This window comes from Muricomes intestini, from assembly GCF_004346165.1.
GTDB classification, from domain to species: Bacteria; Bacillota; Clostridia; order Lachnospirales; family Lachnospiraceae; genus Muricomes; species Muricomes intestini.
Genome location: NZ_SLZZ01000013.1, coordinates 1 through 15493 on the forward strand (window position 1 = coordinate 1; position 15493 = coordinate 15493).

A 15493-nucleotide genomic window follows, 5' to 3' on the forward strand; every position below is an offset into this window, starting at 1 on the left:
ATGCTCTCTGGGGTAGCCTCGTCTTTTACTACCTCGTCAATCTTCTCCCCGCCTTTATAGACCGCCATGACCGGAAGGCCCAGCACCTTCTGCCCTATGGCAAGGCGGCGTGCCTTGGTGGTGTTCAGGGAAGTAAACTTCATCTTGCCGCCGTAGGTATCTGCGAACTCATGTACCTTCGGCATCAATGCCTGGCAGGGCACACATCCGTCACCGTAAAAATCTACAAATACATAGCCCTGTGCCTTGAGCACTTCCTCTTCAAAGTTTGTCTTGTCAAGATCTTTCATCTGTTATCTCCTCCTTCTTTTTTGCGATTGAATCTTTTGTGACTGTTCAGAGCCAGACAGTGGGAAAGCCACTGGTTTTCGAGCTTGCCTCGTTAAGTTCAGGCGAGTTTAGAAATAGTCGGACAGGCTTCTCTCCACCTGCACTGCCGCAATAGCGCCATCCGCCGATGCGGTGACAACCTGCCGGAGGCTCTTCACCCGCACATCTCCCGCCGCATAAACTCCGGGAATATTGGTGTGCATATCCTCGTCTGTCTTGATATATCCTCTTTCATCCATATGGAGGATCCCTTCAAACACCTTGGTGTTGGGAATCATACCAATAAATCCAAACACCCCGAACATTCCGTCCTCCGGATCCGCGTCTATCTTTCTCGTCTCCCCGGTCTTTACATTCTTCACGGCCATCCCCTGGAGGATGTCATCCCCGTAAAGCTCTTCCACAACGCTGTCCCACATAAAATGCAGCTTTGGATTGGCGAAGGCCTTCTCCTGTATGGACTTTGCGGCGCGCAGCTCATTCCTTCTGTGAATAACCGTCACCTTCCTGGCAAATTTGGTCAGATACATGGCTTCCTCGACGGCAGAATCACCGCCGCCGACTACAAATACTTCCAAGTCTTCAAAAAAGTTTGCGTCACAGGTGGCACAGTAGGAGACTCCTTTTCCAAGATATTCTCTTTCCCCCTTGCACCCGATTGGTCTTGGGTGGGCGCCTGTGGCAATAATCACATTTTTGCCCTTGTACTCTTCCTTTTCGCCCTTTAAAACTTTCACTTCGCCTTCCAGGGAAACTTCCTTGATTGTGTCGGAGACACGCTCTGCACCGAATTTTACCGACTGTGCTGTCATCCTCGCAATCAGCTCCGGTCCCGATTCTCCATCTACCATCTGTCCTGGATAGTTCTCAATCTCATCTGTGATAGCAATCTGCCCGCCGTCCTGGCCCTTCTCGATGATCAGCGTGGAGAGACGGCTCCTGCCTGCGTACAACCCGGCAGATAATCCTGCCGGACCTCCTCCCAGAATAATTACATCATAAATTTTATCCATTTTTTCTCTCTTCCCAGTGCACTGTCGCATTAACACTTCGCAAAATAGCTTGCCTGAAAGTCAATGAGACAGCACACTAATCTTCAAATATTGTCTGCCCGTCTACCTCTGTAGTTAAAGCTTCCAGGGCTTTCATGACAATTTTACGGCGAAGTGCTTTCTCTTCGTCTTTCTTTAGAGCAGGATTTCCAAGAGGATGTGGGATTGCAATTGCCGGAACGATTCTATTTGCCCCTACTGTCATGGAAATCGGTGTTACTGTACAAATGTGCACTACAGGCAGCCCTGCTCTCTCTAATTCCTTAACCATCGTTGCACCGCAACGAGTACAGGTGCCTCAAGTGGAGGTCAAGATTACTGCATCCACACCGTCGGCCTTCAATTTCCGGCCAATCTCGGCGGCAAATGCTTTCGCAGAAGCAACTGCTGTTCCATTTCCTACAGTTGTATAAAACAAATGGTGAAGCTCTCCTATAACCCCTTCTTTCTCCATGTCCCGGAGTACATCAATAGGCAATACTCTGTCTGCATCCTGATTCGCATATACCGGATCATATCCTCCATGAGCCGTTTCATAGGTATCCTCTGTCAGATCTGTCACTCCTGTAATGTCATATTCACCATAATGAGATGCACTAGAGCTTTCTATGTGGTCTGGATTTCCTTTCGGCACGATACCACCGGAGGTAACAAGGGCAATCTTTGCATGTGCCAAGTCCTTTACTGCCGGGTTTGGAGCCACTCTGTCAAAGTTTGGCATAGGATATTCTGTCTCAAAGGGTTTGCCCGCTAGTTTTTTTAGAAGCATATCAACGGCTCTTGCTGAGCCCCGCTTCTTCTCAAAGAAGTTGACTCTGATGCCATTTGGCATATAGCCTTCTTCCGCAGAGGCACCTACAGGCTCACCTTTCCCAAGCTTTAATGCCAGAGGTGCCATTTTTGCTACTGCTCCGCGCATGCCGGCTGCATTATTTTTCGTGGCAATCATGTATACATGATTTTTAAACATATCTGCACCCGGATTCTCAACATACATGCCGGTAACAGCGGGAATCCCCAGTTCCTCCTGCACCGCGGCTGCAATCGTACCGCATGCAACACCGTAACGCCCCGCGTTAAAAGCCGGTCCTGCAATAAATACATCTGGCTTCTGTTCTTTCACCATGGCTAATATATCTGCCTTTGCCTTTTCCAGATTTTCATTAAAATAAGAATCTCCGCACACTATTGTAGCGATAATTTCCGCCTCATCTTTAAAATTTGCCGCAAATGCCAGCCCCGGGCCAACTGTCTCTCCGACACGCAGCTCTGCCGGGTAGTCAGCTTTTTCTTCTCCGCCTATCTGAGCAAAAAACTGGTTAATATAATGAACAACTTTTATCTTTGCCATTTTCTCTCCTCCTCTACCTTGCACTCAGTTTATTGAAACCTGTCTCATTTGTTGCACCTGTGATAACCTGCAGCTCCACTTCCAGAGAGCCGTCTTCGTGCAGAGTTTGTTCACTTGCTCCTGCGATTTTTGTTATATAATCGAGAGTTCCAATGACCTTGTCAAGTTTTGGAAGGATAACAACCTGGTTTGCATTTCCCCCTGTAATTACCGCATCCGCCGCAGTATCGGCATCCGCAAGAGACTGGGATTTTCCATCCCTGCCTGCATACTCGTCCGTGATAATAACGGTTTTAATTCCTTCTGCCTCAATCTTCTTGCAGTTCATAATTAGATCTGTGTCCGGATTTCCGAATCCCTCCTGAGACACGATTACACCGTCAAGATCCAGCATTCGGCAAAGCTTTGCTGTCCAGTCTGAGGAGCGCTGCTTATCCGCCAGGTAAACATTTTCATTGGTGATAATCTGACATACAAAATTCAGTGTTTTCCCATGCTGTTCAAACAGATCATGTACGACCGGATTGTTCAAATGTACATAAGTAGGATTCTTGTCACATGCAGATACACAGTTGCCGGACACAATTGCTCCATCCATTATTTCTGTAGGACTTAAGATTGTCGGGACAATTCTTTTTGCATCCACTCCATACACATAAGTATCGTGCAGAAGCCCCTGACTCTGTAGCATCTGTACATATGCCACCCTTGGAAGCTCCGGGTATTTTTCGATTCCTTCTTTCAATCCGCAGGTTTCATATACTGTCGTCTCATCCGGTGTCAGGGTGCGTGCTAATTCCCCAATATAAACAGCTACCCTGAAGCCTGCAAGTCTTACCGCTTTTTCATATTCATGAGGCTCAATTCCTTCCTGTGCCCCGCATACCATAACCAGATTCAATGTCTTAGAGAACGGTGTGTACTCTGCGCCCGGGCCGGTCATGTCGATAACCCCTTCCTGGAAGCCTACAATCTTGCCGGCTGTCACTACAGCCATTCCCTTTAATGCATATGTCTTTCCTTCTCCAACTGTATCTGTCTTCGAGATAATGCCCGGGAAGATTCCCCCTCTTCCCTCAACCTTAACCCTAGGTTCAATTACATCCTTCACTGGTGTGATCCTGACTGACGCCCCCGGTCTTGCAATATCAAAGGATACGCTTTTTAACTTTTCATCTTCAAGAGCAGTCTCCCGGACAGCCTTCTCGGACACATAAAGGATTCCGTCTTGAATTCTGGACTCTTCGGAAAACCGGATATCCTTTATGTGAATATACCCCATCTCTAATTTCACTTGCAACTACCTCCTTAAAATGTATTTTTTTAACTGCAACGAACTTAAAACTTCTCTCAATGAACCAAAATAATGCTGTCAGATTTCTGCTGATTCCAGCGCACTTTTTAATAAAGTCCAATCAATCAATTGAAAATCCTTATATACCCCTGCTCCATATAAGTCCGCTTTAAATGCAAACTTTCCACAGGCCTCAATGGCATTTTCAATGAGTTCCAAAGACTCTATATCCGGCTCCATCCCCTTTCCCGTTGTAATGATTATAGACTTGTATGGTGTTTCCTTAGGCTTTACACTTCCTGATAGCGGATGTGATAAAAGCCGGTGTCCCTCATGTATCCGGTCTCTGACCTCTTTTAAAATTTCTTCATAGGAAATGTCGTGATAGATGACATAGTGTGTCTCTCTTAGTTTTCCCAGAACTAAGGGATTATTCGTAATAATTTCGAAATTGTTTTGGGCCATTCATATGCTCCTTTCAGCATCCTTTTCTGTATAAAAAAAGACAGAGACGCACATTTACACAAATGCGTCTCTGTCTTATGACCTGAAAGATTCTCCCTGCGGCAGGAATTGCTTCTTCGGTGTCAAGTCAAAGACCCTGCAGCAAGCTGCGGGGTATTTGATCCTCGCGGCAGTCGCCAAATGGAAATGCAAGCATTTCCATTTGGCTCGTTGCTCGCGGGAATAAATAACTTTCCAGAGTTTCGTCAAATTCCAGTCCTTTTACCTGAGAGCTTTTACGCCTGTTCCCCTTCGGTTCCACAATCAAATATGGCTTCTCCTGGAATTATCAATCGAGAATACTATATGTCTTTTCTATATATTAGCACTTACTATTGCATTTATCAATGGAGGATTTATACATAAACTCTAAAACTTTTTTATACACTTTTACCAAATTATTCTGCAAATTTTCTTATTCTAAGACTTACTCCCAATTTGTTCGCCAGGGCTTTGCTGGCTTCTATCTGTTCCTCAGGCAGAACATCCACAATAGACACCTTTACCTGCGGAATCATGTCCCTGCACTCTGATATGAAATCTTGCATAGCCTCAAAGGCATTTTCAAATTTAGGCCGGGTAACCTTTATGTATTCATCCTTTGTAGGGGCATTGAGGCTGATAGATACAGAATCCACCACACCGGCAAGAATAGGAACGATATCTTTCTTATGATAAAGATTCCCCAAACCGTTTGTATTTACTCGGATGGACAGCCCATATTTCTCTTTTGCATATCTGGCCGATTCTATTAAATTTTCCAGAGCGCAGGTCGGCTCGCCATATCCGCAATAAACCAGTTCGCTGAATCCCCCAAAGTCAAATTCATCCATTGCAGCCTTAATTTCTTCCAGCGTCGGATCCTTTTTATGCCAAAGCGTACTGGAATCCCCTATGCCATTCTCGTGGCTGCGGATGCAGAAGCGGCAGCTGCAGTCACACAGGTTGGTAATATTTGCATAGACCTGTTCATTATAAACATACAAAATATCAGCCATTTTTTCCTCCATTCTTTGTCGGTTATTATAAATTCAGCATCTTCTGTGTTTTGCTTTTAACCTGCGCCTTATCCATAGATGCCCCTAATATCAGAAAAATTAGTGCGCTCCCCCCTGACTGTATTATACTTCCAGGCAGGGATATCACAGCCGCCGTAAAGGAGCCAAATAAAATTCCTTCTGTCAAGTAATATCCTCCCGCTGTAATTATTGCGGCAATAAACGGTGCTGCAATATTTCTTCTTGTCAGGATTCTTCCCTCCCTGCTCGTAAAAGGCAAGGTAATAAGCGCCTTTATTATAATCGTGGCAGGTGCCCACATTGGCGCCGTCAGTAAGTCCGCCGCACCTCCTCCGATAGCTGCCGCTGCCAACGCATACGGTCTGGGCAGAAAAACGGCCGCCATATAAATCAATGTATCTCCAAAATGGATATATCCGCCATTTGCCCCATATGGTATATGGCAGATGTAAGCCGTCATTACTGTGATCATGGCTGCAAACAGCCCTGCTGTTGTTATTTTTGATGTCCTATTCCGCATCTTTTCCGCCTCCGCTTACATAAGAATTCCCAAATACTTTTCATAATTCACGCCGTCATTTCGGGGGACATCCTCTTCTACAGAATCCACAATAGCTTTCTCAATAAATCTACCCGCCAATTCTATACACTCTGATACCTTATCTCCCCTTGCCATCCCCCCGGCTAGGACAGACGCAAACAAGTCACCGGTACCGGAATAACTTCCGCCGACATAAGGAAACGCTGAAATAGATGACTGCTTTTCTGTGACAGCCAGATTTCCCATTTTTAAAATGCCGTCATCACTATCCAGAAAGTGAACTCCTGTCACCACAACTGTCTTCAATCCCCGCTTTACCAAATTCCGGGCCAGCTGTTCAATAATTTTCAGCAAGTGCTTTTCATCCGTCATCTCCTGAATCATCCGATAGTTCGTATCTGTCAGCAGACAAAGCTCCGTCAGATTAGGTGTTATAATATCTGCACGCGCCGCCAATTCTTTCATCAAATCACAAATATTTTCAGAAAACATATCAAATACTTTTCCGTCATCTCCCAGAACCGGATCCACCAGGAGGAAAGTCTTTTTCTTATGAAACGTATCCAGAAAGTCAAAAATGTTCTCAATCTGCTGTTCACTTGCCACAAATCCGGTATAAATCCCGTCAAATTCCGCCCCCATTTTTTCCCATTCCCTCTGGAAATAGTGCATTCTATCTGTATAATCATCACAATAATAGCTTGGATATCCGGTCTGCGCACTTAATACCGCCGTCGGCAGGGGACAGGGCTGCACACCCATAGCAGCTATTACCGGAATAGCCGCCGTCAGCGAGCAGCGCCCAAAACCGGATAAATCATTGATGACAGCAATCTTCTTCGTCATGTTCAACCCTCACATAGTATAAAAACTTTTAGTATTATTACTGCCTGTTATCATATCACAATACTGGTTCACTCTAAATGTCCAGTTATTAAGATTTCAACCAGTCCAGTTATAAAAAGGGACTGACCCTTTTGAACGCCATTTTCTGAATTGTTGCAACAGTTCAGAAAATAGTCTGCAAAAGGTCAGTCCCCTTTGCAATAAGTATACATTTGATATTGCAACGTATATTTGATATCATGATACGAGGGTCAAAAGGTTATGCGTTTCATGCTAGCATGAAAAAGCATAACTTTGGAACCCCTAAAACATGAGAAAGAAGCCCGAGTAGGGCGGATTTCGAATGTTTTTAGGATTGCGGGAGCACAAAGTGCGGAGCAATCCGTAGGTATCATGGAGGCAAAATACTTTTTGACCTCAACATCATATGTTAAAAATGGATATTTGAAAAGGTGGAAACATAATGGATAATCAAAATAAAAAGCATCAGCGTCGGCCTAGATATAAAGGAACTTACCCGAAAGCTTTTAAAGACAAATATAAGGAATTGCAGCCAGAGTTATATGCTGATACTGTGGCTAAGGTAATTCAAAAGGGTAATACTCCCGCAGGCATGCACCGTTCTATCTGTGTGAAAGAGATATTAGAATTTTTGCAAATTACTCCCGGTCAGACAGGATTAGATGCAACCTTAGGTTATGGGGGGCATACTTTAGAGATGCTTAAATGTTTAGATTCGAAAGGGCACCTGTATGCTACTGATGTAGATTCTATCGAACTGCCGCGTACAAGAGAACGGTTAGAGCGTCTAGGTTACGGCCCGGAGATTTTAACAATCAGGCAGGCTAACTTTTCCAATATAGATCAAATTGTCTCTGAATCGGGCCCTCTTGATTTTATATTGGCAGATTTGGGCGTCTCTTCCATGCAAATAGATAATCCTGAAAGAGGTTTTTCTTTTAAGACAGAGGGGCCGTTAGACTTACGGCTGGATTCATCGAAAGGCATCTCTGCGGCAGAGCGTCTCAAGACTATTTCCCAGGATGAATTACAAGGTATGCTTTTAGAAAACGCAGATGAACCCCATTGTGTAGAAATCGCTCATGCCATTACCTTCGCTATTAAAAAAGGAGCGGAAATTACAACAACAAGCCAGCTCCGGCAAATTATCGAAGATACCCTGAAGTTCATTCCTGAAAGGGATAGAGACTATGAGGTTAAGAAATCCTGTCAGAGATGTTTCCAGGCATTGCGGATTGATGTCAATAATGAATTTGAAGCACTTTACGAATTTTTAGAAAAACTTCCTGATGCCATGGCTGAGGGCGGGCGCATTGCCATCCTTACTTTTCATTCCGGCGAAGATCGTCTTGTTAAAAAATCTTTCCGGCACCTTTACCGCGAAGGTGTCTATAAAGAAATAACACCCAAAGCTATCCGTCCATCGGCAGAAGAATGCAGCTCCAACAGCCGTGCCCGAAGCGCAAAATTACGGTGGGCTATAAAAAATTAAATGTGCAGATAAAATTAATGCTAATGCAAGATTCTCTCTGAGAGCTTTGCATTGGCATTTTTTATTTTCTCCCGATTTTTGATAGATAGGCCTAATATCTTTATTCATACAATCAATTTTACTTGCTTGATTTGGAGTGCTAAGATGAAGACGATGCAAAAAATGATACCAGGGGGCAAAATACCTTTTGACCCCTACATCAAAAAATGTCAATAAAGGATATTTATTTTCATATTGTTTTGGAAGGAATGCACATGAGCTCAAAAAAGGTTCCTTTTTTAAGGATAAAAAACATACATAAAAACTTTGGTCATATCCAGGCGCTGCAGGGCGTATCCATGGAAGCCTATAGGGGGGAGGTTCTCGCAATTGTCGGAGACAATGGAGCAGGAAAGTCCACCTTGATTAAAATATTGTCCGGTGTGCTTACTCCGGATACCGGAACCATTCAAATTGAAAATGATATTTATCGGAGTCTTACTCCCAGAAAAGCAATTGATGCAGGAATATCCACAGTATATCAGGATTTAGCTCTTGGTAATACAATGGATGTTAAATCCAATCTTTTTCTCGGAAGTGAGATGACACGGAGGGGATTCCTACAGAAGAAACGCATGGACGAAGAGGCCAGAAAACTAATCGGCAGCCTGGAAATCAATATTCCTGATGTAACCGTTCCTGTCGGCAGCTTGAGTGGTGGCCAGAGGCAGGGAGTTGCCGTAGCCAGGCTTGTGCACAATGGAGGAAGGCTCCTTATATTTGATGAACCCACTGCCGCTATGGGGCTGAATGAATCCAGCGCAGTATTAAAGCTGATTAAGAGACTTGCTGCAGAGGGGTTTGCAGTAATTGTAATCAGCCATAACCTTCCTCAGGTATTCCATATATCCGACAGAATATGTGTAATGCGGCAGGGAAAAGCTGTCAAAGAATTCATGACCTGTGATACAACAATGGATATCGTTGTTTCACTTATTACTGGTGTAACAACACAGTGAAACAAACATTATATAATGGAGGCTGACTGTGAGAAAGAGGAAGCTACAAGATTATTCATATACATTAATATTATTGGGGCTGCTTATATTGTTAATCGCAATGATGGCAGTTTCGTCACCTTATTTTCTTTCATGGAAAAACTGCAGAAATATATTGAATCAGTCTGCCATTTATCTCGTACTGTCTATGGGCATGACTTTCGTAATAGCAGCAGGTCAGATTGATTTGTCAGCAGGTGCAGTTATCGGATTCTCCGGTATGTGTATGGGATTGTCTTATCAGGCCGGTTTTCCGGCCATTGCAGCTATAATAATCGGATTATTCAGTGCCGCATTTATCGGACTTATTAATGGTTTGATTATATCCTATGGAAAGATAAATTCATTTATTGTAACCCTGGCAACAATGACGATATTAAGAGGGGTCATACTAATACTCACAAATTCTAAATCTATCTTTGGTTTTGGTCCTGTATTTAGCTTTATCGGAAGTGGCAATATCGGTCCGGTAAATCTACCGATTATAATTTCACTTGTCATTGCTGTTATCAGTGCGGTAATACTACATCAGACACGATTTGGAAATTACTGTCTTTTCATTGGCTCTAATGAAATTGCCTTGAACCGCTCCGGCGTAAATGTAAAAAAATATAAAGTAATGATATTTACACTCTGCAGTTTTTGTGCAGGGGTAGCCGGATTAATTGTAACTGCAAGGCTTAATTCTGCTGAACCTCTTGCCGGACAAGGATACGAGATGGATGCGATTGCGGCAACAATTCTCGGGGGGACAAGCATGCGGGGCGGCAAAGGCAGTATAATCGGAACAGTTATAGCCTGTTTTCTTTTGAATATTTTAAAAAATGGATTGACATTGCTTGCAATTTCTTCCCATTACCAGGAGATCTTGACAGGGGTAATATTATTGGTATCAGTGCTAATATCAGAATACAAAGAAAGAGAAAAAAGTGAGGTGTAAAAATGGGTAAGAAATTATTATCTTTGGGGGCAATTGCAATGGATATTGTAATTGGCAGTAATGAGCTTCCAAAAGATGATGGATTTGCGTTGATTGAACATGAAGACATGCTTCCAGGCGGAAGTGCTTCCAATGTATCTGTATCCGCAGCTCATTTAGGGCTGAAAGTATATCAGACAGGTAAAATCGGAGATGATAATATTGGAGATGAATTCAGGCGCACACTGGTGGCGGATGGGGTGGATGACCGTTATGTAATTACCAAGAGGGGAGGAACTACATTACATACTTATGTAATGACGGCGCCTGGAGGTAAACATTGTATTTTTGCCAATACTGGTGACACTGTATGCACACTAGTACCGGAGGAACTCCCAAAAGATATTATGAATTCTATGGATATTTTCTACAACGATATGTTTTCACCCAAAGCGGCGATCTGGCTTGCCAAACAGGCTGTATCACAGAAAAAGCCTGTTCTGTACAATATGCAGTGTGTCCCTTCGTTCATGAAACTTTGTGGCACATCCATGGCAAATATTGAAGAAATGTTAGGACTTTGTACTATATTTGTAAGCGGCAGAGAGGGATATTATGAGATGACTGGGGAGAAGGATTGCCGCAAAGCCATGAAAATAGTACAGGAGAAATACCATATTAAGGAAGGGGTAATCTGTACTGCCGGAGCTGACGGTGCTATGTGGTATGACGGCAATGAGCGTGAATCTCCTGCCTATTCTATTGTGCCCGTAGATACAACAGGTGCCGGAGACTGCTTTCTTGGAGGCTTACTGTACGCATACTTTGTACAGCATCAAAACAAGACTTCAGCTATGACTTTTGCGAATGCCTCGGCTGCAGTAAAATGTCTGCAGGCAGGTCCCAGAAGCAAAGCAGACGTAGAGACAATTACGAAATTTAAAGATTGCCACAATCTTTAAATACATAAAAGTACAGTTTTCAATAATCAAGGAGGAAATAGCATGAAAAAGAAACTCATTAGTGTACTGCTCTGTGTATCAATGGCTGCAATAATAGCAGCAGGATGTGGTTCATCCCCTAAAGGGCAGGCAGAGGAAAACAAAGAAACAACGGAAGAAAAGAAAACCGGAAAAGACACAAATACGGAAAAAACAGACACAGTATTTACAAAAGCAATGGCACAGGTAGACGCTGACCTTGCACCACTTCCTAAAAAGGATACAGGGGTAGAACTTGGCGCAATTGAGAGTACTCTCTCTAATTCATTCTGGGTCACCATGCAGGAAGGATATGAAGACGGGGCAAAAGAATATGGTGTCACAGTTGATGTCCAAGCTACAGACTCTGATACAGATACAGCTGGACAGCTTGATATTTTGAACAACATGCTAGTTAAAAACTATTCCGCTATCGCCGTCTCTCCTTTGACAGAAGACTGCCTCATTTCTGGAATTGTCTCTGCCAATAAAGATGACATTAAGATTATCACAACAGGAAATCAGGTGAATGAAGATGCACTGAAAAAAGCAGGCGGTAAGATTGACGCTGCAATCACTGTAGATTTCCGTAATCAAGGTGTGTTAGGGGCTCAGTATATTGTTGATAAAAATAATAGCAAGGGTAAAGTTGCCATTATTGCAGGAAATGAAGGCGGAACACAGGCTGATGCCCGCAGAGACGGAGCAAAAGAGACTTTTGAAAAAGCAGGCATGGATGTAGCGGCAGTTGAGCAATGTGATTTTGATGCCCAGAAGGCTTATGATTCAGCAGCGGCAATCGTAGAAGCAAACCCCGATATTGTAGGTATTGCCTGTGGAAACGATGATATGGCACTCGGTGTTGTCCGCGCATTAGAAGAAAAGAATATGAAAGATAAAGTAACCGTAGTTGGTGTTGACTTTACAGAAGAAGCAAAAGCAGCAATTGAAGACGGGTCTTACGATGCAACAGTTGCAATGTCCCCTTATTTGATGGGAAAAGAAGCCGTCATCATTATGTTGAAAGCGTTAGAGGGACAGGATGTATCTTCCGTCGGTGACAGTACTCCTATGGCAGTTGTAGATTCTAAAAATGTAGCGGAGATGTCCGACTGGCACTAAATTTGATTCCAGACAGGAGGGAGTAAGACATGTATCAGAATATACTTGGAGGCCTGATTGGGGCAGCTGCAGGGGATGCTATGGGGGCGGCAACGGAAGCCCGTACAACAGAACAAATTCTGGAATACTTCGGACATGAGGTCACAGATTTCGAAACGCCTCCAAAGGACACCTTTGGCGCAGGGAATGTTCCCGGACAATTAACAGATGATTTTAGCTCTGCCTATTTTGTGGCAAGACATATTGTTGATAATGGAGGAAAGGTTACAGAAGAAGTTGTGCAGGAGGCTTTGATTGACTGGTCTGAACATGAAGTATTCTTCGACCGGTTTGCCGGCCCGACAACAAGACTCGCCATCCGTGGTTTCCAGGGTGAGACAAAAGAAGACTCCAAAGAAATAAAGTTTGCAGTGCGGCAGGCTACCAACGGAGCTGCGATGAAAATTTCTCCTATCGGTTTACTCAATGGCGGAAATCTGGATCAAGCAATCCAGGATGCCGTAACTGTTACAATGGTAACACACGATAATTATCTTGCTATATCCGGAGCCTGTGCAGTAGCTGCTGCCGTCAGCCGGGCTACAATGCCGGATGCAGATATATATAATGTATTGCAGGCCGGGTTATATGGGGCAAAAGAGGGGGAGCAAATCGGCAAGGATATTGCAAAGGACGTGGCTGGGCCATCTGTAGTTAAAAGAATGGAAATGGCCATTGACATCGGTCTCGGCAAAGGTACACCAAGAGAGAAAATGGCAGAGATTGGTCACAGAATCGGTGCCGGCCTTCATGTTGCAGAAGCTATACCCTCTGCGTTTGGACTTTTTGCCGCCAATGACGGTGATGCAATGGGCTCCATTATCGGCGCAGTAAATATAGGATACGATACGGATACTATTGCAACAATGTCCGGCGCTTTAGCTGGCACACTTAAAGGCGCCAATGCTTATCCGGCACATTTTCTCCCCGTTCTGGAAAAAGCAAATTATCTGGAAATAGAGAGGCTTGCAACGGATCTTGCAAAGGCTGCCGAGGAAAGACTTCAAACACGGAAGGGGGAGAAATAATGAATCAAAAGGTGTTAGGATGTATTCTGGGTGCAGCCGTCGGAGATGCCATGGGTGCTGCGACAGAAGGCAGATCCCTCCGACAGATTGAAGCAGAATTCGGGGGACGGGTTGAAGAATTTAAAACTCCCCCTTCAGATACTCCGGCAAGGAAAAGAAGCGCTGGACAGGTAACAGATGCATTCAGTATACCCTATATATTGACCAGACATTTAATTCAGGCAAAAGGAAAGCCCTCACGGGAATTAGGAAAACAGGCATTGCTTGAATGGAGTGGTACAGAATATTTTGAACCATTCGCAGGCATGACAACCCGGAACGTAATTAACAGACTGAAACAAGAGGATAATATGAGCTTATGGGCTTTCAGCGGCCGCCTTGGAAATAAGCTTTATAAAGGACACTATTATGCCCTTTCTTCCAACGGTGCTGCCACTAAAGCTTATCCTGAGGGATTGGTCAGCCACGGTGACGTTGATAAAGCAATTTCTGATACTGTAGAACTCACCATGTGCTCTCATGATGATCCTTACAGTATTTCAGGTGCATGTGCGGTATCTGCAGCAGTAAGTGAAGCGTTAAAAGATAATACTTCTATATTTGAAATTATACAAAAGGCAATCTATGGAAGTATCAAGGGTGAATCACTTGCAAGAGAGCAAAGCGATATCTGGATCTATCCAGGACCTTCTGTAACAAAGCGTATAGAAATGGCTGTAGAAATTGCACTGCACAGTGGAAGTGGGGATGTCATTACGGAACTTCGAGAGAGGATTGGAAGCGGCCCTGCAATAGCGGAGACAGTTCCGTCCGCCCTTGGAATCCTGATTGCAAATCAGGGTAAAACTATGGAAAGTATCTATGATGCAGTAAATATTGGAGATGAGACCAGTGCGGTTGCAAGTATTGTAGGGGCAATTGCCGGTACATACTATGGCGCAGACAGTATTACAGAAGGATACCTGGATATTATTAACAGAGAAAATAATATAAATCTTCAGGAACAGGCAAAGCAAATAGCGCCATTATGGTAGTTTTCTGTTGTGAAGGTCCTGTTTACAGAGGCTATCAGGAAAGCGGAGGTATAACGATATCAGAAATTATCTTGTAGAATCTGCATTATTAGCTCACGGATTAGGAAGTCTTGCTGAGGAAGAATTGTTGCATTCATGGCCGGAGAATAATAAACAAATCGTATGGCTTGAAAAAGGAACCATTACCGTAGGTGGAATGGAGCAATTTTGTGAATTCAGAAAAGCAGCAATTAAAAATGAATATGGCCGGGTAAACTATTGCAATTTTAATGAATATATACAAACAGGTAAATCCGGAGTTCTGACAGCATCAGGTACAATGCATGTATGCGAGACATATAAGCTACCAATCGCAGTGACCTGCGGCATTGGAGGTCTGATGAAGGGGGGAAGTCTAAACAATTGTCATGATATCCAGGCCTTATCTGTAAGTCCGGTATCTTTAATTGCGACTTCTCCCAAAGATATGTTTGACCTAGATGAAACAATTAAGATAACAATAGAATCAGGGATCACTGTACTAGGCTATGATACCGACACCTGCGATGGATATCTGTTCCATGGGGAAAAGATAAAGCTCTCCGGATACTGGAACGACAATCGTGAGCTATCTGAAAAACTATTGTTGCTAAGGGCAATCCCTGAACAGGACAGAATTTCTGACAGAGAGATACTCAAACATGCATGTATCTATGGCAAGCAGCAGGAGCAGGCAGGGAAATACTACCATCCGGCTGTAAACGCTAAAATTGATCAGATGACCAGAGGGAAATCCTCAAAAATACAACTGGAATCTTTAATACAAAACATTGCCTGGGCAGAGAAATTGTAATTTTTCTTACCAAAGAAGCCAGTGCAAATTACTCTTTTAGGGCTTTGCACTG

Annotated in this window: 16 protein-coding genes and 1 riboswitch; of the genes, 8 read left to right on the plus strand and 8 right to left on the minus strand. The window is 43.7% G+C overall.

From position 1 onward, the window contains the following. The 8 genes from trxA to EDD59_RS10225 all read right to left on the minus strand — a co-directional run. Positions 1–290 (minus strand): thioredoxin TrxA (trxA, locus tag EDD59_RS10190; RefSeq protein ID WP_132381483.1); only part of this gene is annotated, 290 nt, incomplete at its 3' end. A gap of 108 nt (positions 291–398) precedes the next feature. After that, positions 399–1343 (minus strand): thioredoxin-disulfide reductase, encoded by a 945-nt coding sequence (trxB, locus tag EDD59_RS10195; RefSeq protein ID WP_132381485.1) that lies wholly within the window; start codon positions 1341–1343, stop codon positions 399–401. A 76-nt stretch (positions 1344–1419) separates the two neighbouring features. Then, positions 1420–2733 (minus strand): glycine reductase complex selenoprotein B, encoded by a 1314-nt coding sequence (grdB, locus tag EDD59_RS10200; protein ID WP_132381487.1) that lies wholly within the window; start codon positions 2731–2733, stop codon positions 1420–1422. A gap of 13 nt (positions 2734–2746) precedes the next feature. Continuing rightward, positions 2747–4027: a glycine/sarcosine/betaine reductase component B subunit gene (locus EDD59_RS10205; protein WP_243117391.1), complete on the minus strand. Its 1281-nt coding sequence runs from the start codon at positions 4025–4027 to the stop codon at positions 2747–2749. A gap of 78 nt (positions 4028–4105) precedes the next feature. After that, positions 4106–4492 carry a GrdX family protein gene (locus EDD59_RS10210; protein ID WP_132381489.1) on the minus strand — a complete coding sequence of 129 codons (387 nt, stop codon included), beginning with the start codon at positions 4490–4492 and terminating at the stop codon, positions 4106–4108. Positions 4493–4735: 243 nt separating this feature from the next. Next, positions 4736–4824, minus strand: a riboswitch (glycine riboswitch). Between the two features lie 105 nt (positions 4825–4929). Continuing rightward, positions 4930–5529, minus strand: a complete 600-nt coding sequence (locus tag EDD59_RS10215; protein ID WP_132381491.1) for a TIGR04100 family radical SAM protein — start codon at positions 5527–5529, stop codon at positions 4930–4932. Between the two features lie 25 nt (positions 5530–5554). Next, on the minus strand, positions 5555–6070 hold the full coding sequence (locus EDD59_RS10220; RefSeq protein WP_132381493.1) for a TIGR04002 family protein: 516 nt from the start codon (positions 6068–6070) through the stop codon (positions 5555–5557). 15 nt (positions 6071–6085) lie between these two features. Continuing rightward, a complete protein-coding gene (locus EDD59_RS10225; protein ID WP_132381495.1) occupies positions 6086–6937 on the minus strand; it encodes a pyridoxamine kinase in 852 nt (283 codons plus the stop codon). 463 nt (positions 6938–7400) lie between these two features. Here EDD59_RS10225 and rsmH point away from each other — a divergent pair, with 463 nt between their 5' ends. The 8 genes from rsmH to EDD59_RS10265 all read left to right on the plus strand — a co-directional run bounded on the left by rsmH (position 7401) and on the right by EDD59_RS10265 (position 15441). Next, positions 7401–8450: a 16S rRNA (cytosine(1402)-N(4))-methyltransferase RsmH gene (gene rsmH, locus EDD59_RS10230; protein ID WP_132381497.1), complete on the plus strand. Its 1050-nt coding sequence runs from the start codon at positions 7401–7403 to the stop codon at positions 8448–8450. A gap of 254 nt (positions 8451–8704) precedes the next feature. Next, positions 8705–9448 carry an ATP-binding cassette domain-containing protein gene (locus EDD59_RS10235; RefSeq protein WP_243117392.1) on the plus strand — a complete coding sequence of 248 codons (744 nt, stop codon included), beginning with the start codon at positions 8705–8707 and terminating at the stop codon, positions 9446–9448. A gap of 28 nt (positions 9449–9476) precedes the next feature. Next, a complete protein-coding gene (locus EDD59_RS10240) occupies positions 9477–10427 on the plus strand; it encodes an ABC transporter permease (RefSeq protein WP_243117393.1) in 951 nt (316 codons plus the stop codon). Positions 10428–10429: 2 nt separating this feature from the next. Then, positions 10430–11368: a carbohydrate kinase family protein gene (locus EDD59_RS10245; protein ID WP_132381499.1), complete on the plus strand. Its 939-nt coding sequence runs from the start codon at positions 10430–10432 to the stop codon at positions 11366–11368. A gap of 42 nt (positions 11369–11410) precedes the next feature. Further along, positions 11411–12508 carry a sugar ABC transporter substrate-binding protein gene (locus EDD59_RS10250; protein ID WP_132381501.1) on the plus strand — a complete coding sequence of 366 codons (1098 nt, stop codon included), beginning with the start codon at positions 11411–11413 and terminating at the stop codon, positions 12506–12508. A 29-nt stretch (positions 12509–12537) separates the two neighbouring features. Continuing rightward, positions 12538–13575: an ADP-ribosylglycohydrolase family protein gene (locus EDD59_RS10255; RefSeq protein WP_132381503.1), complete on the plus strand. Its 1038-nt coding sequence runs from the start codon at positions 12538–12540 to the stop codon at positions 13573–13575. After that, entirely contained in the window at positions 13575–14609 is a 1035-nt protein-coding gene (locus EDD59_RS10260; RefSeq protein ID WP_132381505.1) for an ADP-ribosylglycohydrolase family protein, read from the plus strand. The genes EDD59_RS10255 and EDD59_RS10260 overlap by 1 nt, the downstream gene beginning before the upstream one ends. Before the next feature lie 124 nt (positions 14610–14733). Continuing rightward, positions 14734–15441: a pseudouridine-5'-phosphate glycosidase gene (locus EDD59_RS10265; protein ID WP_243117394.1), complete on the plus strand. Its 708-nt coding sequence runs from the start codon at positions 14734–14736 to the stop codon at positions 15439–15441. Positions 15442–15493 lie beyond the last annotated feature (52 nt).